This is a genomic window from Pseudomonas sp. RA_105y_Pfl2_P56 (genome assembly GCF_963970845.1).
In the GTDB taxonomy this organism is placed as follows: domain Bacteria; phylum Pseudomonadota; class Gammaproteobacteria; order Pseudomonadales; family Pseudomonadaceae; genus Aquipseudomonas; species Aquipseudomonas baetica_A.
Genome location: NZ_CAXAPL010000011.1, coordinates 1 through 26526, shown reverse-complemented (window position 1 = coordinate 26526; position 26526 = coordinate 1). Strand labels below are relative to the sequence as shown.

The 26526-nt window shown below is 59.0% G+C and carries 18 protein-coding genes; 3 read left to right on the top strand and 15 right to left on the bottom strand.

What is annotated here, in order from left to right:
• Positions 1 to 81 precede the first annotated feature (81 nt).
• The 15 genes from AACY11_RS09810 to AACY11_RS09740 all read right to left on the bottom strand — a co-directional run bounded on the left by AACY11_RS09810 (position 82) and on the right by AACY11_RS09740 (position 21453).
• On the bottom strand, positions 82 to 471 hold the full coding sequence (locus AACY11_RS09810; RefSeq protein ID WP_221732929.1) for a hypothetical protein: 390 nt from the start codon (positions 469 to 471) through the stop codon (positions 82 to 84).
• Positions 472 to 614: 143 nt separating this feature from the next.
• Entirely contained in the window at positions 615 to 2786 is a 2172-nt protein-coding gene (locus AACY11_RS09805) for an autotransporter outer membrane beta-barrel domain-containing protein (RefSeq protein WP_339494571.1), read from the bottom strand.
• A 269-nt stretch (positions 2787 to 3055) separates the two neighbouring features.
• Complete coding sequence (locus tag AACY11_RS09800; protein WP_221732931.1) at positions 3056 to 3829, bottom strand: OmpA family protein; 774 nt, start codon at positions 3827 to 3829, stop codon at positions 3056 to 3058.
• Between the two features lie 11 nt (positions 3830 to 3840).
• Positions 3841 to 4254 (bottom strand): DUF4398 domain-containing protein, encoded by a 414-nt coding sequence (locus AACY11_RS09795; protein ID WP_221732932.1) that lies wholly within the window; start codon positions 4252 to 4254, stop codon positions 3841 to 3843.
• A 261-nt stretch (positions 4255 to 4515) separates the two neighbouring features.
• Complete coding sequence (locus AACY11_RS09790) at positions 4516 to 8163, bottom strand: transporter substrate-binding domain-containing protein (RefSeq protein WP_339494569.1); 3648 nt, start codon at positions 8161 to 8163, stop codon at positions 4516 to 4518.
• Positions 8164 to 8790: a response regulator transcription factor gene (locus AACY11_RS09785; RefSeq protein WP_221732934.1), complete on the bottom strand. Its 627-nt coding sequence runs from the start codon at positions 8788 to 8790 to the stop codon at positions 8164 to 8166.
• 153 nt (positions 8791 to 8943) lie between these two features.
• The gene (locus AACY11_RS09780) at positions 8944 to 10131 is read right to left on the bottom strand and encodes an EAL domain-containing response regulator (RefSeq protein WP_260455988.1); all 1188 of its coding nucleotides are present in this window, start codon (positions 10129 to 10131) and stop codon (positions 8944 to 8946) included.
• A 148-nt stretch (positions 10132 to 10279) separates the two neighbouring features.
• Positions 10280 to 11296, bottom strand: coding sequence for a fimbrial protein (locus tag AACY11_RS09775; RefSeq protein WP_221732935.1), 1017 nt, complete (start codon positions 11294 to 11296; stop codon positions 10280 to 10282).
• Positions 11293 to 12039, bottom strand: coding sequence for a fimbrial biogenesis chaperone (locus AACY11_RS09770; protein ID WP_339494564.1), 747 nt, complete (start codon positions 12037 to 12039; stop codon positions 11293 to 11295). The genes AACY11_RS09775 and AACY11_RS09770 overlap by 4 nt, the downstream gene beginning before the upstream one ends.
• 46 nt (positions 12040 to 12085) lie before the next feature.
• Complete coding sequence (locus AACY11_RS09765) at positions 12086 to 14464, bottom strand: fimbria/pilus outer membrane usher protein (protein ID WP_339494562.1); 2379 nt, start codon at positions 14462 to 14464, stop codon at positions 12086 to 12088.
• 148 nt (positions 14465 to 14612) lie between these two features.
• A complete protein-coding gene (locus AACY11_RS09760) occupies positions 14613 to 15143 on the bottom strand; it encodes a fimbrial protein (RefSeq protein ID WP_221732937.1) in 531 nt (176 codons plus the stop codon).
• Positions 15144 to 15443: 300 nt separating this feature from the next.
• Entirely contained in the window at positions 15444 to 16160 is a 717-nt protein-coding gene (locus AACY11_RS09755) for an MgtC/SapB family protein (RefSeq protein WP_123533034.1), read from the bottom strand.
• 67 nt (positions 16161 to 16227) lie between these two features.
• Positions 16228 to 18927: a magnesium-translocating P-type ATPase gene (gene mgtA / locus AACY11_RS09750; protein WP_339494560.1), complete on the bottom strand. Its 2700-nt coding sequence runs from the start codon at positions 18925 to 18927 to the stop codon at positions 16228 to 16230.
• Positions 18928 to 19500: 573 nt separating this feature from the next.
• Entirely contained in the window at positions 19501 to 20835 is a 1335-nt protein-coding gene (locus AACY11_RS09745) for a lysine N(6)-hydroxylase/L-ornithine N(5)-oxygenase family protein (protein ID WP_339465557.1), read from the bottom strand.
• 135 nt (positions 20836 to 20970) lie between these two features.
• Positions 20971 to 21453, bottom strand: coding sequence for a sigma-70 family RNA polymerase sigma factor (locus tag AACY11_RS09740; protein WP_339494559.1), 483 nt, complete (start codon positions 21451 to 21453; stop codon positions 20971 to 20973).
• A 323-nt stretch (positions 21454 to 21776) separates the two neighbouring features.
• On the opposite strand from AACY11_RS09740, the gene AACY11_RS09735 reads away from it, so the two are divergent.
• From AACY11_RS09735 to AACY11_RS09725, 3 genes are read left to right on the top strand one after another with little or no spacing between them, the layout of a single operon-like run.
• Positions 21777 to 22946 (top strand): efflux RND transporter periplasmic adaptor subunit, encoded by a 1170-nt coding sequence (locus tag AACY11_RS09735; RefSeq protein WP_339494558.1) that lies wholly within the window; start codon positions 21777 to 21779, stop codon positions 22944 to 22946.
• Positions 22947 to 24920: a MacB family efflux pump subunit gene (locus AACY11_RS09730; RefSeq protein WP_339494556.1), complete on the top strand. Its 1974-nt coding sequence runs from the start codon at positions 22947 to 22949 to the stop codon at positions 24918 to 24920.
• Between the two features lie 7 nt (positions 24921 to 24927).
• Positions 24928 to 26319, top strand: a complete 1392-nt coding sequence (locus tag AACY11_RS09725) for an efflux transporter outer membrane subunit (protein ID WP_339494555.1) — start codon at positions 24928 to 24930, stop codon at positions 26317 to 26319.
• The last annotated feature ends 207 nt before the right edge of the window (positions 26320 to 26526 follow it).

The following is a 26526-nucleotide window of genomic DNA, read 5'->3' as shown; positions in this document are numbered from 1 at the left end:
ATCTGTTGAGGGGCAACACAATTTTGTGGAATCAGAGGCCTGAATACTCTAAGAAAGATCCCAAAATGCGTAGGAAATTTCCTAAGCACCAAGAGACATCAGCACGGCGTCCAGGGACTGCCGGTCAGGCGTCTGTATGAGGCTCAATTGACGTCGCTGGCTGGCATGGATCATCTCAGCCCTTAACTGACCCCGACGTGCGTCATAGATCACACCGTGGCGAATCTGCGGGTTGCTGAGGAAGAATCGCACCGGATCAATCCCCGTAGCCGCTAACAGTTCGCCATTGATGATCATCAGTTCAAAGCCTTCGAAAGGATCGTGCGAGTAATGAGTCAAGCCCAGCAACTCCCGAAAGGACTGCGCGGGAGTCAGCCTGCGGCAACCCAGCTCCTTGAGAGACTTCTCGATTCTGCTACGCAGATAAGGCTGATCTTCGACGATCAGGATTCGCCAACATTTGTAGGGCATGTGATTTCAACAATGGCGTGAAGGTAGATCACGCTAATCAAAAGGCTCGACGATCTATGTAAGAAAGTTCTGAAAATCGCCCAAGACGCATACGAATTCCCTTAATAAAGACGCGCCGGGACTACCCGGCGCTGCCTTTTTTCTTACCAGAGATAGCGATAACCCAAGCTGACACCGAACGGTTGTTCGATACCGTTGCCCTTGGCGTACTCGGCATCCAGAGAAATCTTGCTTTTCTCCGTGACTTGCAACACGCCACCGAACCCGACTTCCACACGGCTACCCGGCAATTTCGCATCGAATTTATTGCCGTTGACGGTGACCTTGCTGCTGCCCGCGTGCTCGGTAATGAAGGATGCTTTGACGTATGGCTGGGCCTTCATACCGTTACTCAGTTCCAGACTGCGACCAAAGAGCGAACCGACACGACTTTGCAGCGAATTCAGATTATCGGTCTTGACCCGCAGACCGTTGCTGGCGGTATAGCTCGCGCCCTGAGTCTGAGTGGCCGTGATTTCCACCTGCGGCTCAACGAACCAGCCATCTTTGAGCGCGATGCGTTTGCCGATCTCGATGTCGGCACCCACACCATTGGTGCTGTAGGAACCTTTTACCGAATTACCCAGATTGCTCGGGGTTTTGATGTCGTTATCGAAGCGGCTGTACTTCAACACGCTGTCCACATAGACGCCGTTGTCGTTCAAATAGGTGGCATAGAGGCCGAACATGCGGCTATCGATCTCACCCGAGGCGCCCTCGCCGAAGTTCAGGTCCGAACGGGCCGTGCCGACCATGGCACCGACATAGACTTTGCCGCTGTCGACCGCGAATGCCTTGTCGGCACCGATTTCCAGACCACTAACGTCCTGGGTGTAAGCACGGCTGGAGTTCTCGCTGACATCGAAGCGCTTACCGATGGCACGCGTCCAGATACCACCGTCGTCCTGCCCCATGCGCAATTCACCCAGACGTTTGACCAGCGCATTCATTTGCGCACTCCACAGACTGGCGCCAGCCGTGTGCGCGGCGATGGCGGCGTTAGTGCCCTTTGAGAGGTTTTCCGGCCGTGGGTTGACCGGCGTCGGCGGCGTCACCGGATCCAGTGGTTTTGCTGGATCGACAGGCGTCACTGGATTGACAGGTGTTACCGGGGCGACAGGCTGTTCTGGATCGGCAGGCGTGACCGGAACGACGGGATCGCTGCTGCCACTGGCCAGCACCCAGTCATCACCCTGTTGCTGCAAGGTGTAGCGGAACGCGCCGGCATCGACATGGCCACCGTAGAGTCCAAATTTCGCACTGCCGCCCTGGGTATCGACCAGCACCAGACGCCCGTCAATAGCCGCGGGTTCATGACCGGAGTCGCCCACGATCAACGTATGATCGCCACTCGCCAGGCCAGCCCCCTGCACCACCAGCAAATCACTTTGCTGATTGGCGATATCGGTGTTCATCAGGATGTTGCCGCTGCCGGACAATGCATTGACAGTGAATGTCTTGAAGCTGCCATCCGTACTTGGCACAAAGGCAACACTGCCGCCATTGAGCGTCAGGGAGTCAACGGTTTTCACGCCGTTCTCCATGACATTAACGGTACCGCCTGCGTCCGCGACCAGCCCGTTGGCCTGCGCGCCCTTGTACAGATTGATTCGCCCGCCATTGCTCACGGTGCTGTTGTTGACCGTGGCGGTGTCATAGACACTCTGCAAGCCACCGTCGATGCGTGTACCGGTTGCCACCGTGCCGCCGAACATGCCTATTTGCAGACTCTGCTCCCCACCGCTGTTGATCAGGGTGTCTCGCGCCACGCCCTTATTGGTCAACACCTGCAGCCCGCCACTATTGATGACGGTGTCAGTTGCAGTGCCCCCGACAGTCAGAGTCTGAACGCCATTCTGATTGATCACGGTACGGTTGGCCCGCCCTGTCGTGGTTTGCACCGTCTGTGCGCCACCGTTCAGAATAGTGTCGTTGGCCACACCGGAGATGCCCACCACCTGTGAGCCGCCGGCGTTAACGATGCTGCGGTTGGCAATGCCACTCTGAACGTTCTGGACGCCGTTGACAGTGGCGTCATTCGACACGCCGTTCTGAAAAACCGTCTGACTCCCGGTGACTGCGATCAACGTGTTGTTGGCCGTACCGTTGGTGCCAATATTCTGCGTGCCACCGACCACGGTTTCACCATCGACTACCGCGCCGTTGTTGACGGTTGAAGTGAACGCGTTCGCCTGTACCGGCAGCAACAGGAAGATAGCCAGCGCAAGGGGCGAAAGCGTCAGTGCAGGGTTCTGTTTGGAGTTGATCGTCTTCATGTTCAGTACCTCGTTCTTACTGCCGGGTCGACAGTGGAAATGCCAATGGCATAGGGGCTGAGCAGCGACTGATGGAAGGCCGGCGGCTCAGTTGAGGTCTGTAATTTAGAGATCGAAGAGAACTTGCTGAGTAGGAAATTTCCCTACATTTGTAGGAAATTTCCGAAGCAAATGAGCGGTATCACAAGCATTCGTCTAGCGTAAGTACAACACTTGCAGCAAACCCGCTCTCCTCACGAGAGAGCGGGTATCCGGCTTTACGGGTGCAATCAGTGGCGCGCGCCCACCACCTCTGCTCCATTGGACAGAATCACTTCGACCCGCCGATTGTGCTGGCGTCCTGCCGCGCTGCCGTTATCGGCCACCGGGAATTCCTCGCCAAAGCCCTGAGTCACGATACGCCGACGATCCACCCCCAATTGCGACAACGCACTGGCGACAGAAGACGCGCGGCGCTCGGACAACACCTGATTGGCGGCCTCGTTGCCGACGTTGTCGGTGAAGCCCTCCACCCGCACTTTGCGCTCCGGGTTACTGGCCAGGAAGTCGGCTAGGTGCTGGAACTGACGCTGGCTGCCGTACTTCAAATCAGCCTTGCCGGTGTCGAACAGCACGTCACCGAAGGTCACCACCTCACCCCGATCCGTCTTCTTGGCTTTCAGTGCTTGCAGGGCCTTGAGCTGCTGGGTACGGACATCGAGCTGCACCTGAGTGCGTTCGGCGTCGATTTTCTTTAGGCCGGCCTCCGCTTGGCGACCGACAATGGTCTGCTCGGCCGCAGCAATTTTCTGGCTGGCCAGATAAGCCAACTGATCAACATCTGGGGCCTTGCGATCCTTGAGGGAAGCCTGATCGGCCTTGTTCAGCGCAGTGAACGCGTCCTTGGTTTCGATCGCCGCGAGCGTGTTTGACTCGGCTTTTTGTTGCAGCGCGGCGAATTGCGCACGGGCTTGCAGCAATTGCGGGTTTTCCGGCGGTGTGGCGCAACCGGCGAGCATCAGGGCAAACAGGGAAACGGCTGGCAGTAATTTGAAAGTCTGCATGGGGCTTTTCCTTATTGAGCACTGGCAGGCGGATTGAAACCGGTAACCGGGTCTTGCAGCATTTCCTGCTTGAGCACCTGGATGCCGCTGCGGGCGTCTGTCAATTGCTTCTGCCACTTCACAGCTCGCGCCTTGCGTTCGGCCAGGTTGGCGTCAGCTTCGATCTGCTCGGCCAGCACTTTGGCTTGCGGGTAATTTTTCTCGCCCAGGGCGCGCTCCATCAGGAACATCTTGTCCTGCGCCGCCTTCATTTCCAGTGGGGCATATTGGGTCGCATCTGCCGAAACGGCACGATTGACCGCCTCTTTGGACAGCGAAATCTGTTGCTCCGGAATCGGTGCGCTGGCACAGGCACTCAAAGCTGCCGCTACAACCAGCACGCTGACCGACAGTCGCGCACGGGAAGACAGATGTTGAAGGTTCATCAACTGCTCCAAACAATAAAAGTGGGATGACACGCAGCGCGAAGGGGAGTCGGCGTTACCGAGAATCAGTGCCCCTGCTCGTTGCGTACGGCGCTTCGACAGGGGCCGTCAGCGTTGCGCTGATGGCCCCTGTTGATCGCCCGTTGTCTGAATCAGCCTTACGCTGAGTCCACTGCACGTTAACGAGGGAGGGTCATTGGCGAATGTAGGAAAATTCGCAAATATCGACGTTCAAAACGAAAAAGATCCAGCGAACCGCGATCAGTTCGCCAGGTAGGTTTCCAATTGCGCGGCGAGGTGTTCCATGGCTTGCTGCAGGGCGTCCACCGCCTCGGTCAACACCGCCGAATCCAGACCTTCGCTGGCGGTTTCCAAAGCCTCACAGGCCTGAATCAGCGACTGCGCCTTGATGATCCGCGCGCCACCCTTGACCCGGTGTGCAAGGTCAGCCAACCCTGGCAAATCATGCTGCGTGAACAGTCGCATGAGTTTGGCCATGTCGTCGTCATTACTGGTGGCCAGATCCGTCAGCAGGCTCTTGATTGACGCCCGGTCACCGCGGGTCAGTTGCTCAAGACTGCTCACGTCAAAATCAATGCCACCCTCCGCGTTGCCGGTATCCTCTTCTTCGGTTACAGGTCGGACATGAGGCGTTATCGAAGCCAATCGCGCGTTCAGATCCTTGAGGCTGATGGGCTTGAACAGGCAATCGTCCATGCCCGCCTCTGCACAACGCAACTTCTCCTCGGCCTGTGCATTGGCGGTGAAGCCCAGCACCAGGCTGCGTGGCAACGCTCGTGCGGTTTCTTCGTCGCGTATCGCCCGCGCCAGCTCGTAGCCGTTCATGATCGGCATGTTGCAATCGGTGATGACCACATCAAAAGACTCATTGCGCCACGCCCGCAAACCATGGGCGCCGTCCTCAGCGTCCGTGACCCGGTGCCCCAGATAAGTCAGTTGCTGGGACAACAACAAACGGTTGGCCGGATAGTCATCAATCACCAGGATATTCAGCGCCCGACTGACCGTAACCGGTTCAATCTCGGCCACCGCAACGCGGGCCAATGGCTGCAAGGTGGGTAAACTCAGGCGCACCTCAATCTGTGTGCCCTGCCCCAGCGCACTGTGCATCGTCAGCGAGCCACCCATCATTTCGCACAAGGTGCGGCTGATCACCAGACCCAGCCCGGAACCGCCCTGCACAGACTGGCCATGGTTGCCAGCCTGGGTGAACGGCGTGAACAGCCGTTGCTGGTCTTCCACGGATATCCCGCGACCACTGTCTTCGACCCGCAGACATAGCGCCAACCGATCCTGGTCAATCGCAGGTTCTACCCGCACACGCAATACGACGTGACCCACCTCGGTGAACTTGATCGCATTGCTCAACAGGTTCGACAGCACTTGCTTGAAGCGCAGCGGATCAATCAAGACGTCTACGTTGGCCAGCGCATCCAGATCCAGTTGCAGGCGCAGTTGTTTTTGTCGCGCCAAGCCTTCGAATATCCGCACCACCGACTCGATCAGCTCACGCAGATTGGCCCGCTCCGGAGCCAGCGACAACCGGCCGGATTCGATCCGTGCGATGTCGAGAATGTCGCCAATAAGATCGAGCAAGCCCCGCGCCGCGCCCGAGGCCACCTCAATGGCGAAACGATCCATGACGCCCTGATCGGCTTTTTTCATGGCCAGTTCAAGCATCCCGATCACGGCATTCATCGGTGTGCGGATCTCATGACTCATCGTCGCCAGGAACGTGGTCTTGGCGCGGTTGGCATCGTCGGCGCCGTCTTTGGCGATGCGCAACTCGTGCAACAGTTGCTGGCGTTCGCTGACGTCGATCCAGCCGGAAATCATCCCGCTGACTTCGCCATCACTGCCACGGTAAGGCAGCATCCAGTGATAAATAGTCAGCAGACGACCGTCTGCCAGACTGAGCTTGCGATCCTCAACTCGCGGCACGCCTTCATCCATGACTTGCCGGTAATCGTTCGCATAGCCCTGCGCCTCGATAGCGTCACTCAGCACGCCGTCGGTCACGGTTTTACCGATCACGGCTTCGCGTTCAACGCCAAACACTTGCAGGTAACCGCTGTTACACGTCACCAGCCGTCCCTCGCGGTCGCGCACATAGATCGGGTGCGGCGTGCCGTCGATCAACACGCGCATGAACTCCATCTGATCGTTGAGGGCGATTTCAGCCTGGCGCCGCTTGCGCATCAGCATGCGCAGGTAAGCAATCCAGCCGAACGCCACCAGCAACAACACACCGGCGATGACGAACCCTTGAATGATCGTGCTGCGATGGCGCAGCCAATAACTGTCGTCGACCACCACTTCAGTGCGCCAGCGGTTGGTCAGCTCATCCATTTCTTCAGGGGAAATGCTCAACAGCGCCTTGTCGAGAATCGAGTACAACTCCAGGGCTCCGCGATCGGTCGCCAGCGCTATACGCGCCTGCTGAGTCCCTACGGTGCTGGTGATTTGCAGCCGGCCGCGATACTGGCGGGAGATCAAGTAACGGGCATTGAGCAAGGAATTGATCGCACCATCGACCTCGCCCTTGGCAACCATGTTCATCGCATCGGCAGCATTTTTCGCCGTCACCAGGTGCACCCGGGGAAACTGCTCCACAAGGTATTCGCGCAACACGTTGCCGCGAATCAACGCCAGACGCTTGCCGGCCATTTGGTCCAGGGTCTGGGGAGCGCCCTCGCCGCTGGCCGTAACCAGTACGAACGGGTTGGTCAGATAAGGTCGGGTAAAACGCAAGGCACCTTCACGCTCGGCACTGGGGGTAAACGCGGCGAGCATGTCAGCCTTGCCGCTGGTCACCAGATCGACCAGGTCAGCGACTGACTCGGCCCGTTGTACGTCGAACTTCAGGCCGGTGCGCAGGCTGATTTTGGCCAGCACATCGGCACTGATGCCACGAAAATTGCCTTCATTGTCGAAGAACGTCAGCGGAAGAAAGTTCTCATTGATCGCCACGTTTATCCTGGGGTGACGCTCCAGCCAGCGTTGCTCGCTGACGCTGAAGTGCAGGGTCTGTCGCCCGGGCATGGTCGCGCCCCCCGCACTCCATCGGCGCAAAATACTCATGCGCTCAGTGGTGGGAATCGTGTCCAGCGCTGCATTGAGGATACGCAACAGTCGGTCGTTGCCACGAGACACAGCAAAGCCGAATGGCTGCACTTCCAGCCGCGAGAAATCACTGAGCTGCACGTTATTGAGGTAATTCTTGCTGATCAGGTAGTTGGAGCTGATCGAGTCGCCCAGGTAGACGTCCGCCTGACTGAACGCCACCGCACCGATAGCGCTCAAGGTTGAGGGATACAACTGGATGGTGGCCTTGGGATAGAACGCCTTCACCACTTCTGGTGGCAAATAGTGATAGAGCATCGCCACACGCTTGCCAGCCAGATCCACCGGCAGATCCTGGTTCTCGCCGATGCGGGTCAGCAACGTCGGCTGATCGTCGGCATAGGGCCTGGACACTGCCAGGTCGGGATCAACTGCCTCGTAACCATTGGCGGTGCCAAGCAAATCGATTTCACCGTTTTTAAGCGCAGCCAGCACCTCGTCGCGCGACTCAAACCGGCGCACCTCGACCTTGATATGCAGCAACTGAGCGATCAACTGCGCATAGTCGGCCGTCAGACCTTCGTAGTCATTGTCATTGGTGGTAATGCCAAACGGTGAGTAATCGGGAGCCGAAGCGCCCAGCAACAATGCTTTGCGATGCCGCAACCAGCTCCAGTCCGACTCGTCGAGTGAAACCGCATATTCATCGACCGTCGAACGCCCAAGCAATTGCAATGTTTCAGGCTCAGCGGCAAAAGCATTGCCGGCTAGCAGCAAGCCAGACAGCAACAGCCCCGCAAAGCACTTTCTGAAAGAAGTATTCATCTAGACAAGGTTATTGCGCTTGGCAAAATCGGCGAGGTACACCACCGATTTGACCTTGAGCTTCTCGATCAGCCGGGTCTTGTAAGTGCTGACGGTTTTGTTGCTCAGCAACATCGCTTCACCAATTTCCTTGTTGCTCAGCCCGTTGGATAACTGTTGCAGGATCGTCAGCTCACGATCGGACAGGCTCTGGATGAGTTCAAGATCGGTGGCATCAACATCGCTTCGCCGCACCGAACTGGTGGCCAGATTGGGAAAGAAGGTATAGCCGTCCATCACAGCCTTGATGGCTTTGATCAGCTCATCAAGATCGTTGGTTTTGGAGATATAGCCAGCGGCGCCGGCCTTCATGCAGCGCATGGAATAGAACAGCGCCGATTGCGAGGTCAGCACCAGCACCTTGCTCGACAGCCCCAGTGCACTGATACGCGAAATCACTTCCAGCCCATCGAGCTTGGGCATGGCGATATCCAGAATAATCAGGTCCGGAGCGTGTTCACGGGCCAGTTGCACAGCGTCGGCGCCGTTGTCCGCCTCGGCCACGACGTCGAACTGTTCCTGTTTGAGCAGCATCTTGACCGAAGAGCGAATGAACGGATGATCGTCCACAACTATCGCTTTAAGCATAAAAACCTCTGGAGAGCACGCCGGCAACCGACATCGTCAAGGCCATGAGTGTGAGTGGGACAGCAAGCCATTCGGTGCGTGCGGCAAAAATACACGAGCGCGAATGAAGTGTAGGAAAATTCTGCAACCATATCGGAGCAAACGGTGAAAAGTTCACCGTGCGCTTTCCAGCGTTTTCAGCCACTGCAACAAATCGTGCCCATTCATGGGCCTGGCCAGGTGAAACCCTTGGCCGGTCTCACACCCCAGTTCCAGCAGCCCCTCGCGAATCCGCGGACTACTGACCCCCTCAATCACCAGCCTCATGTCCAGCGACTGCGCCAGCCCCTGCGTGCAGGTCACCATGGCACGATTGCGCTGGCGATCCAGACGCTGGACGAAGCGTCCATCGAGCTTGATCTGATTGAACGGTAGCTGGCAGAGCAGCTTGAGCGAAGAGAAGCCCACCCCGAAGTCATCGACCGACAAACCGCAGCCCAACAGTCTCAATCGCAGGAGGTTTTCATGGATGCCGGGGGCGCTGTCGAGCAAGCCGTTTTCCGCGAATTCGAACATCAGCGTCGAGCCCTTGAAGGCATGTCGCTCGAGTGCCCGTTTAATGTGCTCGATCAGTTCACCGTTCGCCAGTTGCGAGGCATGCAGGTTGAACGCCAGCGTCAGGTTGACGCCTTGGCGACGCAAGATCCCCATCAGGCTCAAACCCTGTTCCAGCAGGTGTTTGAACATCTGGTCAATCAAGTCATACGCCAGCACCGCCGCCAGGAACTCACTGGGCAGCAACACACCCCGCGCCGGATGCTGCCATCGCGCAAGCGCTTCGACGCCGACGGCTGCGCCGGTCTGAAGTTCGACCTGCGGTTGAAACCAGGCACGGAACTCGCCCAACGCCAGCCCACGCCGCACTTCCTCTTCAGTAGGCAGCTCTCTGCGCAGCATGTTCGGCACCGGCACTGCCCGCGCGCGGCTGTAGCGGTGCAACAAACGATGCACCGAGCGCAGTTGAATCGGTCGACGGAGTATCCCCAGCAGTTGCAGCCCGGCCAACGATTGCATGTGCCCCAGCGCACGATGCAACTCCGGCTGCAATTCGCTGCACAGCACCACCGCGCGCACCATGCCGCTTTGACTGGCGCGCCGCAGAAACTCGAGGCAATCGAGTCCGCGATCAGTCAGGTCGCACAGCACGATGTCGACGCCGCCATAGAGGTGCATCTGCACCATCGCATGTTCGCCATCTGTGGCTTGGACCACGTCGTGTACGCCCAGGCGCTGCAACATCTTGACCAGCACGCTGCGCGCAAAACCTTGATTTTCCAACACTAGAATACGCGGGGAAGCCATCGTCAATTCATCGCTTAATCGAGCTGAGAGCAGGCATATTGGCGATAGCCAAAAGCGTGCTGCGAAGGACTTATCCGACAGTCATGTAGGAAATTTCCCAGAGATAACGCCTGCAACAAAATGCCGCCGTTGGCGCCGGCGGCGTGCCTCAGTAATAGATGATCTGCACCACCATGATTGCCTCGAAAGGCCCGACCTTGGGATCGCCCAACGATACGACCGAAGCGCTGAACGGCACGTCGATATGAGTCACGTCCGCCGGAAAATTGACCAGCGGAAAGGGTTCGTTGATCGGTACCAGTTGGTTGCGTGAATCGCGCACCTGAATGCCGAACTGGCTATCACTGGCCGGCACGATGGTGTAATCACCCTGCTGCTGAGTGGTGACCAATGTGGCGCCCAGGTTGATCGCCGTGCTGCATCGTTTCTCCAGCGCCAGGCTGAAAGGCCGGGTCGGATTGGGCGGTGAGAGGCCGTTGGCGGTTTTCTGGATGACCCCGAAATCGACGATTCCCGGCTCAGGGGTTACGGTCACATCAACACTGCAAGCCGTGCCGACAATGTTTTGCAGGCCGCTGAGCTGAAAACGGAAATTGCCAAACGGATTGCCTGGCCCGCCGTTGAGTCCATATAACCCGTCGAACTGGAAGACGTCGTACGTATCTTGTGAGGGCCGCTGCAGCGGTAACAGCCCGCGTTTGCGGATGACCACCTGAAACGCGATGCTCGGACTGACCAACGAACACGGCAACATCTCTGCATCATTGGAGGCCGAGGGGCAGCCCCGTGAAACAAAACCGGTATTCACCCCTTGGGTCGGGTTGGCGCTCCAGTCACCGTCCCAGGCTGTCACCCCCTTGTACACCAGACCAAATTCAATACCCCAGGGTGTCGCGTTCAATCCAGCCGGGTTGCCGTAGAAATAGATCGGGTCGTCTTCGGCAAAATGGATGTCGTGAACCTTCCAGCACTTGGCGGGCACCACATGCGTTTTCGAGCGCCAGATGATCGTACCGTCCGGCACCGTATCGGGCACCGACACCGGGCCGATGTATTCACTCAGGTACGAGCCGTCATTCAGCGATTTGCACAACATCGCCCAGGACGCCTGAGAAAACATCAGCAACAGCATCGCCAGACAAAGCCTGAGCGGCGTGCGCTTCATGGCTTGACGCCCGTGCAGACGTTTGCCACGCACTTGAACAGCGTATCGGTCTGCCCTCCGAAGTCGTTCATGTTCGACACCCGCAGCGAGGTGAACGCCGTGCTGGTCAATGGAAAGCGTGCGTTGGCGTAGGGCGCGATCATGATCGTGTCGATCGGCATCCGGGGCTTTTGCTCACCGGCCAGCAGCCCGACCACGGTGATGTGAAACGGCGTCGGGTTCTCCACCGAAAGCTGTTTAGTGCCCGGATCGATTTTCAGCTTCAAGCCCAGCGCCAGATCATCTCCACGCTCGCGTTTGACCGAGGCCGGGCGATAGAACAGCTTGATCTTCGACTGCAAGGCGATCTGCATCGAATTGACAGCCTGAGTCTTGGGTGGAATCTCGCGCACGTTGAGGTAAAACACCGATTCGCGATCTTTGGGCAACGCCAGCTCAGGCAGTTTCACGATGCGCAACACACTGCTTTCACTGGGTTCAATGCGCTGCAATGGCGGCAGCACCATGAACGGCGACGTGACCTTCTGGCCGGCTTCGTTTTCGATCCACGACTGCACGACAAAAGGCAACTGCGCGTTCTTGTTACTGAGCGTGACGCTGACTGACGGCGCGCTCTCCTCGAACACGATTCGCGTTCGGTCCGGCACCACCGCCGCGTTGGCCAATAACGGAACACACAGGCCTGCAATGAGGCCCAAACGATTGAACAGGCCACGGGTTGTGGACAATGAAAGAGATTGCATAAAGGTTCTCCGCAAGGATAAAGGCCGGGTCAGGTTCAAGCCCGGATTAAAGGCAGCGCACGGGTTTGGCGATGTTGGTCACGACGTCTTCTTCAGGCAGTGCGGCCAAGGCACAACGATTGACGTCGTCCCACACCGCGACCAACTCAGCCTGCGCTTTGACGCCCAGCAGATAAGTCACCCCGCCTTCACCGACGATGCCCACTTCCTTGTTTGTGTGTTTGTCCTGCACCGACGCGCCGAAAGGCACCGGTTTGCCATCAGATCGGGTCAACGTCACGTAGGCGTTATGCCCACGGGCGGTGGAAAAATTCACATAGCCGATAGCGCCCTCGGTCAGCGCCAGACGCTGGATCGGGTTTGAGACTTCGGTGTTGAGCGGCAATTTTTCCATGTTGATCCGCGCTTCATAGGCCTGGAACGATGGCAAACCGTCCATCACCGCGTAACCGGCCTGGTTGGAGCGTGTCTGACCACTGAACGCCACGTCCGGCACGCCATCGGTCGATACCAGCAAACGGGTATCGCCATTCGAACCGTTGCCATGGGCCGACACGCCATAGCGGGTGGCGACCAGCGAACTGTCGAACTCGCCGGTCAGCGAACGGTAGGTGCTGCCATCGGTGGTAGCAGAAGCGTTGGCCCGATAGGTGGATGCTCGTTTGCCGACATAAGCATTGACGTAGCGGTTATCACCGATCCCGCCATACACCTGATAATTCAGGCCATCGCCGTCGTCGTGGCTATACCCGACGTTGCCCGACGACGCCCCGGTCCCCGAGCGCTGCATGTTGCTCGACAGCATCGAGTTACCGCCCAGCGGAATGGAAACCCCGAGATAGATCTGCGAGTCGTTCTGCCGCGTATTGCGGGTTTGATACGCGGACAGGTTGGCATTGATGTTCTTGACGTTGCCGATTGAAAAACTGCGCGCCAGCGACAGACCGAAACGCTCGGAGGGCGCCGCGTCCCAATAGGTGGAATGGTCGTAGGAGACACTCGTCGACAGCCAGGAAAAATGCTTGGCCAGCGTCACCGAATAGCGCTGTTTACCCGAGTTCAGCGAGTAGGAATCAGGGTCGCCGACAAACTGCGAGAAGTTGGTAAACGTCTTGTCTGAAAAGCGATAACCGAGAAACCGCAGGTCTGTGCCAATGGCATCAAAACGCTTGGAATAGTTGATCCGGTACGAGTTACCCACCACCGTTTCGCCACTCCAGCGCAACTTGGCCCGCGAGGTGGTGACATCTGCCGACAACGCGCCGAACACGCCCAGATCCTTGCCGACGCCGATGGCATCCGACAGGTAATCCGAGGCTGCAAGCACGCCGCCATACACCGTCCAGTCCCGTGGCAAACCGTAGGCCAACTCTGAAGCAATAAACCCGGGCTCGGTGCCGCCGGCACCGTTGAGCCGCGGCTGCCCGGCCGAGACCTTGTAGCGCAACTCGCCCTCGCGGGACAAAAACGGTACCGCCGCCGTGGTGACCGTGAAGGTCTGTTCGGTACCGTCCTCTTCGCGCACGGTGACATCCAGCGTGCCCTGGGCGCTGCTGTTCAAATCCTGAAGGCTGAATGCGCCAGGCGTGACCGTGGTCGAGTACAACACTCGGCCCTGCTGCGACACGGTCACGGTCGCGTTGGTCCGCGCCAAACCACTGATCAACGGCGCATAACCGCGCAGACTGGGCGGTAACATGCGGTCGTCGCTGCTCAACGTGGCGCCACGCAGGGCAAACGTATCGAACACATCGGAGTTCAAATAATCTTCGCCCACCGATAGCTTCGAGCGAATGGCCGGCAAGGCGCGATAGGCATAGAGACGGTTCAACTGGAACGCTTTGCTGTTGATGTCACCGCTCTGCTGACCGGACTCTTGCCGGGCCTGGTAATCGGCACGAATCCGCCAGGCGTCAATGTTCACCCCGGCGGTGCCGTAACTTTGCAACGAGCGGGAATCACCGGACGCCGTGGACTGGCGGCTGTTGGCGATCACCCGGTAATCGAGCAATGCACCGTCCAGCCCCTCGCTCCAGGCAGCCGGGGGAATGTAATTGGGATCGTCATATTCGAACGTCGCCTGCGGCAGACTGATCGAAAGTCGGCCCAGACTTTTGATGTACTTGATGCTGGCGTTGTCGATCCCGCGCAAATCAACGCACTGGCCGTCAGCCAGCCTTGGCAGGCCCTTCAACACCTCCGGTTTCAAACCGAACATCGCCACCAGTTCTTCCGGCAGACAGGCGTAACTTTCCTGCGGATCGTCAGCACTTTTGAATTCTATGGAACGGCTGCCGAAGTAACGCTGATTGACAGTAATGTCCAGCAAGTAACTGCCGGGTACTGTGTATTGGGCATGGGTAAACTGTCCGAGGCTGATATTGTCTTTACGATCAATATTCAGAAACTCCGAATTGAACTCCACGGCATTTGAATAGCGCGCAGAGAGGATCAATACGCAAGACACGAAAAGTGTGCGGCAGTACACGGGCAATACCCTTTAAACAGTGCTCTGACAGATAAGAAAAAAGGGGCTATCGCCCCTTTTTCTTAAAACAATCAATACGGGCGTATCAGTTGTAGGCAACGGTGAAGTTGGCAACGCTGTCCGCTTCACCGGTGGTCACAGCAGCCGCGGTGGCTTCGTACATCGCCGCGAAGGTCACGGTGTTGTTGCCGTCTTGCAGAACGACTGGCGCAACCTGCTCCTTGCCGTTATCGAGCATTTCACCAGCGCTTGCCTGCAGGCGAATGCCGACGTTCTGGGCCAGGCCAGTGGTGGCGAACAGTGCAGGAACCGATGGGTCCTGCACGCCGCTGAAGGTGAAGCGGGCGTTCTTCTGGGTGGTGGTGTCGCAGTCGGTCAGGACGATGTCGAACTTGACCGGGTCGGAGCGATCACCCGTAGCCTTGAAACGGTTCGATGGGACCTGACCCAGCGAAACAGTTTGATCAAGGGAGCTGGCGTCGATACCACATGCACCGGAAACGATTTCACCGATAAAACGCACGGTGCCTGGGTTGCCGGTTGCTGGCGCAGCATTGGCGAAAGAAGCAAGACTCATGGCAACAGCAGCGGTAGTCACAGCGAAAAACTTATTCATCGTAGGCATCTCTAGGGATAGTTATTTATCAGGCCCAGCGGCCTGGCTTCCCAAATAACTCACGAGCGGCAATCTGGCTTATCGCTGTAACAAATAAACCATGGCTTATTCCGACAACTGAAGCCCCCATACTTTTGGCCATCGCCGCCGGTATTTTCCTGGCCCAACAGTTGTGAAAAAAGTAATGCCTCACTGATTATTCAGGACGCAGGGCATCTCTGCTCCGGGGAAAATAATGAGTGATGCCTACGCGTGAAAATGTAAGTTTTTTCCCTCCGAGATGTAGGATATTTCCCAGCGCTAATCGGTTGTACTCGGACTCCAGAAAGCCTGCACCACCAGCGTCGACGTCGAGATCCGCGCCACCAGTGCGTCCAGCTCGTCACCGTCGACCGAGGTGGTTGCCAGCGTCGCCTCGATCTCGATTTCATCGGCGCCAAAGGCATGCACGTCAACATCGCTGGCCGGGTAGTTACTGCGTTCAAGCTCCGCTTCGAGCAAGGCAAATACGGCTTTTTGCTGCGAGCGTCGGGCGATGACGTAGACGATGTTGGTAACTTCGGCCGAGACCACGTCCAGCGGCTGACGGTTGATGTTGTTGACGATCGGTCGCAGCAAGGTGTTGGCGGCGAGGATAAACAGCGTTCCTAGCACCGCTTCGGCCAGCAGATCGGCACCGGCGCAGGCGCCGACCGCAGCCGATGTCCACAGGGTCGCGGCGGTGTTCAGGCCACGCACGTTGCCTTCTTCGCGCATGATCACCCCGGCACCGAGAAAACCGATGCCGGAGACCACGTAGGCAACCACGCGCACCGCGCCTTCAGCGCCGGCAAGACGGTTGGCCATGTCGACGAAAATTGCCGCGCCAACGGCGACCAGCACATTGGTGCGCAGGCCGGCGGTGCGTTGCCGGTACTGGCGCTCGAAGCCGATCAGGCCTCCGAGAATGAAAGCCGCGCTGAGGCTGACGAGAGTGTCGAGCAGCGAGGTGAGATTGAGGTTGTTGATGGCTTGCATGATGAAGTCCTCCTTGAGAACGCATCCCTCCTGTGGGAGCAAGCCCGCTCCCACAGGTACGGTGGTGTTACTGCCAGCCGAACCGGCGGATGTAGAAGCCTTTGACCGCTTGGGTCAGGGCCATGTACGCCAGCAAAATCACCGGCAGGAACACGAAGTACAGCGATGGCAGCGCCTGCAGTTTGAAGTAATGCGCCAACGGCCCCATCGGCAGGAAGATGCCGACCGCCATGATGATCCCGGTCATCACCAGCAGCGGCATGGCGGCACGGCTTTGCAGGAACGGAATCTTCGGCGTGCGGATCATGTGCACGATCAGCGTCTGGGTCAGCAGCCCGACCACGAACCAGCCGGACTGGAACAGCGTCTGGTGATCGGGGGTGTTGGCATCGAACACGTACCACATCAAGGCGAACGTGGTGATGTCAAAGATCGAACTGATCGGGCCGAAGAACAGCATGAAACGCCCGACGTCGCCCGGCTGCCAGCGTTGTGGTTTTTTCAGCATTTCGTCATCGACGTTGTCGAACGGGATGGCGATCTGCGAAATGTCGTAGAGCAGGTTCTGCACCAGCAGATGCATCGGCAGCATCGGCAGAAACGGAATGAATGCACTGGCGACCAACACCGAGAAGACGTTGCCGAAGTTCGAACTGGCGGTCATTTTGATGTACTTGAGCATGTTGGCGAAGGTTCGGCGCCCTTCAAGCACGCCCTCCTCCAGCACCATCAGACTCTTTTCCAGGAGGATGATGTCCGCCGCTTCTTTGGCGATGTCCACCGCGCTGTCCACCGAGATACCGATGTCAGCGGTGCGCAGTGCCGGCGCATCGTTGATGCCATCGCCCATGAACCCGACCACATGCCCATTGCCTTTGAGGATGCGCACGATGCGCTCCTTGTGCGATGGCGTCAGCTTGGCGAAGACATTGGTGGTTTCCACGGCCACCGACAGTTCGGCATCGCTCATGCGCTCGACGTCGTTGCCCAGCAACAGGCCCTGTTGCGCCAGGCCGACTTCGCGGCAGATTTTTGCGGTCACCAACTCGTTGTCGCCGGTCAGCACCTTCACGGCGATGCCATGTTCGGCCAAGGCTTTGAGCGCTGGCGCGGTGCTTTCTTTCGGTGGATCGAGGAACGCCACGTAGCCGATCAGCGTCAGCTGCGCCTCATCGGCCAGGCTGTAAGTGTCGCGACCTTCAGGCATCGATCGGGCTGCCACCGCTACCACGCGCATGCCCTCAGCGTTGAATGCGGCGGTGACCTGACGAATCCGGGTCAGCAATTCATCGCTCAAGGCTTCATCGACGTCGCCGTGACGCACACGAGTGCACACCGCCAGCACTTCTTCGACCGCGCCTTTGCAGATCAACTGATGCGCCTGACCACGCCCTTCGACCACCACTGACATGCGCCGACGGTCGAAGTCGAATGGGATCTCATCGACCTTGCGAAACGCCGTGCCGACCTTGAGTTCACGGTGGACTTCGACGTGTTCCAGCACCGCCACATCCAACAGGTTTTTCAGGCCGGTCTGGTAATAGCTGTTGAGATAAGCCATTTCCAGCACGTCGTCCGAGTCTTCACCCCAGACGTCGACGTGGCGCGCCAGAAAGATCTTGTCTTGGGTCAGGGTGCCGGTCTTGTCGGTGCACAGCACGTCCATGGCGCCGAAGTTCTGGATCGCATCGAGGCGTTTGACGATGACTTTTTTGCGCGACAGGAATACCGCGCCTTTGGCCAACGTCGAGGTGACGATCATTGGCAGCATTTCCGGGGTCAGGCCCACGGCAATCGATAGCGCGAACAGCAGCGCTTGCGTCCAGTCACCCTTGGTGAAACCGTTGATGAACAACACCAGCGGCGCCATCACGAACATGAAGCGGATCAACAGCCAACTGACTTTGTTGACGCCTTGCTGGAACGAGGTGACGGCCCGATCCGTCGCGCCCACGCGTTGCGCCAGCGCACCGAAATACGTGCTGTTACCCGTGGTGAGAATCACCGCCACCGCCGTGCCCGAGACCACGTTGGTGCCCATGAACAAAATGTTGTCCAGCTCCAGCGGGTTGTGCGTGTCGCGATCCGCCTGACGTGGGAATTTCTCCACTGGCATCGACTCGCCGGTCATCGCCGCCTGACTGACAAACAGGTCTTTGGCGCTGAGCACGCGGCAATCGGCAGGAATCATGTCACCGGCCGACAACACGATCAGATCGCCGGGCACCAGTTGTTTGATCGGCACTTCAGTGCGTGGCTCATCACGGCGCATGACGGTGGCGGTGTTGCTGACCATCGCCTTGAGCGCATCAGCCGCCTGGTTGGATTTGCTTTCCTGCCAGAAGCGCAACAGCGTCGACAGCACCACCATGGAGAAAATCACCACGGCGGCTTGCAGGTCTTCGGTCAGCCACGAGATCAACGCCAGCAGTGTCAGCAGCAGGTTGAATGGGTTTTTGTAGCAGTGCCACAGATGGGTCCACCATGGCAGCGGTTGCTCGTGTTCGACTTCGTTGAAACCGTACTGCGCACGCAGCGCATCGACTTCCAAGTCGGTGAGGCCGTCGCAATGGGTGCCCAGTGAAGACAGCAATGCACCACTGTCGCAATGGGCAGCATCGACCAGCGTGTTGGCCAGAGTGGGGGGGACTTCACGGCTGACCGTGGTGTCGGTGATCGATTCCAGCAACGCCAGACGACGGAAGTGCCGGGCGAAGTGGCGGGTCCGCAGAAAGCCTGCGAAAAATTCCTTGAGCGTAAGTTTCATGGCTGTTGCCCCTATGGTCAGCCGGGAAACCGTCAAGCAGGTACGGCCGCGCCTGTGCCGCCGGAAAAACCGGCACGGCAAGGCTTGGCGCGCCGGTCAGAAAAGACAGGCGTGTCGATAGGGCTGCGATGACGACGATGAGTCGAAATCACGCTCTTTCAGTGTCGATGAGAAGGAACGTCCAGACATGACCCAGGACGGGCCATGCACGGGATGCCGCTGCTCGCTTTTACGGCGAGACAACGGCACAAAAGAGGCGCGCTATCTTGCCGAGAATCTGCCGGTTATCGAGACCGGCCGACAACTGTCACTCGAACAAGTACCCACTGTGGGTCTCCGCTATTGATGAAAACGCGCGAAGCTTACGCCCCGATATCTGGAGAGTAAACCGGCAAAAGGAGGTGTGTCGGGGAATTACAGGGCTCTTCAGGAAGGGTTCAGGATTCAGAATTTGTGTTGCTTCAAATGGCCCCTTCGCGAGCAAGCCTGCTTCCACATTTTCTCCTGCCTACACAGAAAAACAGTGTGGGAGCGGGCTTGCTCGCGAAGGCGATGAATCAGTCGCAGCAGAATCTAGCTGGCAGTCGCCAACAACAGATCCGCCATCGAACGATGCCCACGATGCTTGCCATGCTCATACAACGAGCCGGCAATTTCATCGGCACGAATCGGCAGCACCGACAGCAGTGTGTCGCTCAAACCATGGCTGGCCTGGCAAAAACCCTGCATGTAGATGCCTGCCTTGCAGCGCTCATCGGTGATCACTTTGTAGTGGCGATCGACCTCGAACTCGCCCAGGTATTCTTCCAGCGGCGCCAGCAGTTTGCGGTGCATCTGCCGCTCGTAACCGGTGGCCAGCACCACGGCGTCGTAAAGGCGAACGGTTACCTCGCCGGTGGCGTTGTTGCGCACGGTCAGCTCGATACCGTTTTCGGTGGCGGTGGCGTTTTCGACGGTGGTCAGGGTGCGGAAGGCATGGCGGGCAATCCCGGACACCTTCTGACGATAGAAGATGCCGTAGATGCGCTCGATCAAATCGATGTCGACCACCGAGTAGTTGGTGTTGTGGTACTCGTTGACCAGACGCTCACGCTCGGCGTTGTTTTGCTGGAACACCAGGTCAGTGAACTCCGGCGCGAACACTTCGTTGACGAACGGGCTGTCGTCGGCTGGCTTGAGGGCCGAGCCGCGCAGGATCATGTCGACCTGCACCGACGGGAACGAATCGTTCAGATCAATGAAGGCTTCCGCCGCGCTCTGCCCGCCACCGATGATCGCAATGCTCATCGGCTGATTGTTCACGCACGGCTGCCTGGCCATCTGTGACAAGTATTGCGAATGGTGGAACACGCGGCTGTCGCCCTTGAGCGCCTTGAACGCCTCGGGAATACGCGGCGTGCCGCCGGCACTGACCACCACCGAACGGGTGGTCCGCGCATGTTGCTGACCTTGACTGTCGCGGGAAATCACGCGCAGCGCTTCGACCTGATGGTTGTGCAGCACAGGCTCAATGGTCAGCACTTCTTCGCCATAACGGCTCTGCTCGGTGAACTGCCCGGCGACCCAGCGCAGGTAGTCGTTGTACTCCATGCGGCACGGGTAGAAGGTGCCGAGGTTGATGAAGTCCACAAGGCGGCCGTGATACTTGAGGTAATTGACGAACGAGTACGGGCTGGTCGGATTGCGCAGGGTCACCAGATCCTTGAGGAAGGAAATCTGCAGCTCGCTCTGAGTCGACAGGGTATTGCCGTGCCAGCTGTAGTTGGCCTGCTTGTCGAGGAACAGCACATCCAGCTCGCCCTGGCTCGGGCCGCGCTCTTGCAGAGCGATGGCCAGCGCCAGGTTCGAAGGGCCGAAACCGACGCCGATCAGGTCGTGAACGATGGGCGATGCAATTGCCTGTGTCATTTCCAGTGTCCTCTGGATGAACCCCTCAACAGTGGGGAAAGGAAAGCCTAAGTGACCTGACCGGCCTTGAGCAGGACGGCAGGTCGTCTGTTGAGTAGGAACGAGAACAGTGAAATAAAATTTAACGACGACGGCTCAATGGGCATCCCATTGTTTGATCCGCAGACGGCAATGTTTCATCGCATTGACGATGTGCTTTTCCACCAGGGCCTTGGAAATACCGAGCTGTGCGGCGATTTCCGGGTGCGACAGGCCGTCGATCTTGCGCAATAGAAAACTGTCGCGGCAGGCGGGCGACAGTTCAGCCAGCGCACGCTGGAGCATTTCCAGACGCTGGCCGTGATCGAGGGTGCCATGGGGGGAAGGCGTGAAATAGCGCTCTTCGTTGTCGAGCACTTCCAGCGGCTCGACCTGGCGCAGCGCGTTGCGTCGATGATCATCGATGAGCAGATTCAACGCCGTACGATAAAGGAAGGCCCGGGGTTGCTCGATGGGTGTGTCGCTGGAACGCTCCAGCACCCGCAGATAAGCGTCATGCACCACATCCTCGGCAACCTGACGGTTGCCCAGCTTGGCGTTCAGGAAACACACCAGCTCGCGATAGTAGTTTTCCAACATGACTCCCGGCCGCAAAAGGTGCGGTTTGTGTCCATGAGCACACTGATCGATCACCCCGCGATGAGCGGTAGCAAGATAGTGGCAACGTAAGGTGCGTAATTTATAGTAATTCTCATATAGATTTAAAGTAGCGTTTGTCTTTGCCCGATAAATAGTCCTGTTCTATAGCTGTTACTGGGTGTGTCCGCGCTTAAATTCCCCTGCACTTTCCTCGTTTACAGGACAGCTCCCCGTGTCTGTCGCGCCCTGCGACGGCGTTCAGCGCTGCCCGAATCCGTGTGCCAGCCGAACGACGGGCCGATTTCCACTGGCCGGAACCCTGCATGAAACGTCCCCGCCCCGCCCGACGCGCCCTGCTTGTAGTCCTTTGTCTGATCCCCGTTGTCGCTTACGCCGCGTGGCAGATCATGCCGCCGGGTCGGGATAGATTCGCCACCGTGCAAGTCACCCGTGACGATATCGAAAGCAGCGTCACTGCACTCGGCACCCTGCAACCACGCCGCTATGTGGATGTGGGCGCGCAGGCTTCGGGCCAGATACAGAAGATCCACGTAGAAGTCGGCGACGTGGTCAAGGAAGGCCAGTTGCTGGTGGAAATCGACCCGTCGACGCAGAAGGCCAAGCTCGATGCCGGGCGCTTCTCCGTCGAGAATCTAAAGGCGCAATTGCAGGAACAACGCGCCCAGCATGAACTGGCGCAACAGAAGTACCAGCGCCAGCAAAATCTTGCCGCCGGCGGTGCGACCCGCGAAGAAGACGTGCAGACCGCCCGCGCCGAGCTGAAAGCCACGCAGGCCCGCATCGACATGTTCCAGGCGCAGATCCGTCAGGCCCAAGCCAGCCTGCGCAGCGATCAGGCCGAACTTGGCTACACCCGCATTTATGCGCCAATGGCCGGTACCGTGGTCGCTCTCGATGCGCGCGAAGGCCAGACCCTCAATGCCCAGCAACAGACACCATTGATCCTGCGCATCGCCAAGCTCTCGCCAATGACGGTGTGGGCCGAGGTGTCCGAAGCCGACATCGGTCATGTCAAACCGGGCATGAGCGCGTACTTCACCACCCTCAGCGGCGGCCACCGGCGCTGGAGCAGCACTGTGCGGCAGATTCTGCCAGTGCCACCCAAACCGCTGGATCAGACCAGCCAGGGCGGCGGCAGCCCGGCCAGCAGCAAAAGCGGCAGCGCCCGCGTCGTGCTGTACACCGTGCTGCTCGACGTCGACAACACCGACAACGCCTTGATGGCCGAGATGACCACCCAAGTATTCTTCGTCGCCAATCAAGCCAAAGATGTCCTCACTGCACCGGTCGCAGCATTGCAAGGCAGCGACACGGCCAACCTGCAGACCGCTCAGGTAGTCGCCGCCAACGGCAACATTGAATCTCGCGAGGTGCGCACTGGCATCAGCGACCGGCTCAAGGTGCAGATTCTCGATGGTTTGAGCGAAGGTGATCACTTGCTGATCGGCCCCGCTGTCGGCAGCGGAGACTGAATGCAAACGCCTCTGATTGACCTGAAGGACATCCGCAAATCCTACGGCGGCGGCGACGCGCCTGAAGTCCATGTGTTGCGCGGCATCAACCTGTCGATCCAGGCCGGCGAGTTCGTGGCGATCATCGGCGCTTCCGGCTCCGGCAAATCGACGCTGATGAACATCCTCGGCTGTCTGGACAGGCCAACGTCAGGCGAGTATCGCTTCGCCGCAGAACATGTTGCCGACCTGGACAGCGATGAGTTGGCCTGGCTGCGCCGCGAGGCCTTCGGATTCGTGTTTCAGGGCTACCATCTGATTCCGTCCGGCTCGGCTCAGGAAAACGTCGAGATGCCGGCCATCTACGCCGGCACCCCCGCCGCCGAACGCCATGCCCGCGCCGCCGCCCTGCTTGATCGTCTCGGCCTCGCTTCACGCATGGGCAACCGCCCCCATCAACTCTCCGGCGGCCAGCAGCAGCGGGTCTCGATCGCCCGCGCCTTGATGAACGGCGGCCACATCATTCTCGCCGACGAACCCACCGGCGCCCTCGACAGCCACAGCGGCAAAGAGGTCATGGCGCTGCTCGACGAGTTGGCGAGCCTGGGTCATGTGGTGATCCTCATCACCCACGATCGCGAAGTGGCGGCGCGGGCCAAACGCATCATCGAAATCCGCGACGGTCTGATCATCAGCGACAGCGCCCGAGACAATCCCGAGGCACAGACCACGGCCAACCCCGGCGCCTTGCAGGCGGTGGATTTGCGCAAGCGTCTGGCCGAGGGCGCCGAGGCCACCGGCGCCTGGAAAGGTGAACTGGTGGACGCCTTGCACGCGGCATGGCGGGTGATGTGGATCAACCGCTTCCGCACCGCCCTGACCCTGCTCGGGATCATCATTGGCGTGGCGTCAGTGGTGGTAATGCTGGCGGTAGGCGAAGGCAGCAAGCGCCAAGTCATGGCGCAAATGGGCGCATTCGGCTCTAACATCATTTATCTGAGCGGTTCCGCGCCCAATCCGCGCACGCCGCCGGGAATCGTCACCCTCGACGACGTCCATGCACTGGCGAGCCTGCCGCAAGTGCAGCGAATCATGCCCGTCAATGGCGCCGAGGCCGGCGTACGTTACGGCAACGTCGACCATATGAGTTATGTCGGCGGTAACGACACAAACTTCCCGGCAATCTTCAACTGGCCCGTGGTGCAAGGCAGTTATTTCACCGACGCCGACGAAGCGAGCGCAGCGGCCGTTGCAGTGATCGGCCACAAGGTCCGCAGTAAATTGCTCAAGGGTGTGAGCAACCCCATCGGCCAATACATCCTGATCGAGAACGTGCCCTTCCAGGTGGTCGGCGTGCTGGCGGAAAAAGGTGCCAGCTCCGGCGACTCCGACAGCGACGACCGCATCGCCGTGCCCTATTCGGCGGCCAGCGTGCGCCTGTTCGGCACCCGCGATCCCGAATACGTGGCCATCGCTGCCACCGACGCCCGCCGGGTCAAGGAAGCCGAACAGGCCATCGAACAACTGATGCTGCGCCTGCACAACGGCAAGAAAGATTTCGAACTGACCAACAACGCCGCGATGATCCAGGCCGAGGCGCGCACGCAGAACACACTGTCACTGATGCTCGGTTCGATTGCCGCGATCTCGCTGCTGGTGGGCGGTATCGGCGTGATGAACATCATGCTCATGACTGTGCGCGAACGCACTCGCGAGATCGGTATCCGCATGGCCACCGGCGCCAGACAGCGCGACATCCTGCGCCAGTTCCTCACCGAGGCGGTGATGCTCTCGGTGGTCGGCGGCATCGCCGGCATCGCCTTGGCGCTGATCGTCGGCGGCGTGCTGGTGCTCAGCGAAGTCGCCGTGGCGTTTTCCTTGATCGCGGTGCTTGGCGCCTTCGGTTGCGCCCTGATCACCGGTGTTGTCTTCGGCTTCATGCCGGCCCGCAAAGCTGCCCGGCTCGACCCGGTCACGGCCCTTACCAGTGAATGATCGATCTATGAAACCGCGCCTCAGTTTGTTGACCGTGTGCCTGATCCTCAGCGCCTGCGCCAATCCCGTCCAGCGCCCGGACAGCGGCCTGCTGCCACCGGCGACGTGGCAATCGCCACAAGCCGCCCGCGCCGCCCGCAACAATGCACAGTGGTGGACGCAGTTCGGCAGCCCTGAACTCGACAGCCTGATCGAACAGGCACGAGTCGGCAGCTTCGACCTCGCGGCGGCCGTTGCCCGGGTGCGTCAGGCGCAGGCCGACACGGTGATCGCCGGCGGCTCATTGCTGCCAGAAGTCAAAGCAGGGCTCAACGCCAATCGGCAAAAACTGCTGCGCGGTAACGGCTATAGCCAACTGGACGCCAACAGCAGCAACAAGGCCGTGGATTACTTCGATACAAATCTGAGTGCCACTTACGAAATCGACTTCTGGGGCGGCAAACGCGCGTCCCGCGACAGTGCGCAATTCACCCTGCAGGCCAGTGAATTCGATCGTGCGACCGTGGAGCTGACACTGCTCAGCGGCGTTGCCAATACCTATGCACAAACCCTGTCGCTGCGCGAGCAAAGCCGCATCGCCGAGCTGAATCTGGCCAACGCCCAAAGCGTGCTGAAGCTGGTGCAGACGCGTTATGAGTCAGGCTCGGCGACGGCATTGGAACTGGCCCAGCAAAAAAGTCTGGTGGCCGCTCAGCAATGGCAATTGCCGCGTGTGCAGCAGCAAGCGCAAGACGCGCTGATCAGCCTGGCTGCGCTGCTCGGCCAACCGGTGCAACAACTGTCGCCAAAAGAGCCCTTCGATCACCTGCAATGGCCAGATATCGCTGCCGGTGTACCCAGCGAGCTGCTCAGCCGTCGTCCGGACATCGCTCGCGCCGAAGCGCAACTGGCTGGCGCCGAGGCCGACGTCAAAGTCGCCCGTGCAGCCATGCTGCCGGCGTTGACCCTGACGGCACAGCTCGGCTCCGGCGCCAACCAGTTCGACGATTTGATCCGCAGTCCGTTCTACAACCTCACCGCCGGGCTAGTCGCGCCGATCTTCAATAACGGCCGTCTCGGCGCTGAACGCGACAAGGCCACAGCACGCCAGCAAGAACTGCTGGAGAACTATCGTGGCGCGATCATCAATGGCTTCGCTGATGTGGAGAAAGCCCTCAACAGCATTCGGCGCCTTGAGGAGCAGCGGTTGTGGCAGAACGAAGAATTGAGCCAGGCGCAGACCGCCTTCAACATCGCCCAAAGCCGCTATCAGGCCGGCGCCGAAGACTTGCTGACGGTGCTGGAAACCCAGCGCACGTTGTATGCGGCGCAGGATCAGAACGTACAACTGCGGCTGTCGCGGGTGCAGGCGAGCATTGCGTTGTACAAGGCACTTGGCGGTGGGTGGCAGGCGCTGTAATTTCGCGGCCTGCCAGACCGCTTTCGCGAGCAGGCTCGCTCCCACATGGAATTGCATTCCTGCTGAAGGAACACGATCAAATGTGGGAGATTCTATGGTTCATGCCTAGCCCCTAAACCGCTTTAGGTGAGTATTCGCTCTGGTTTTTCAACAGAGCAAATACCACCCGGGCAAGCTTGCGGGCTAGTGCGACCAGTGCTTGGGTAG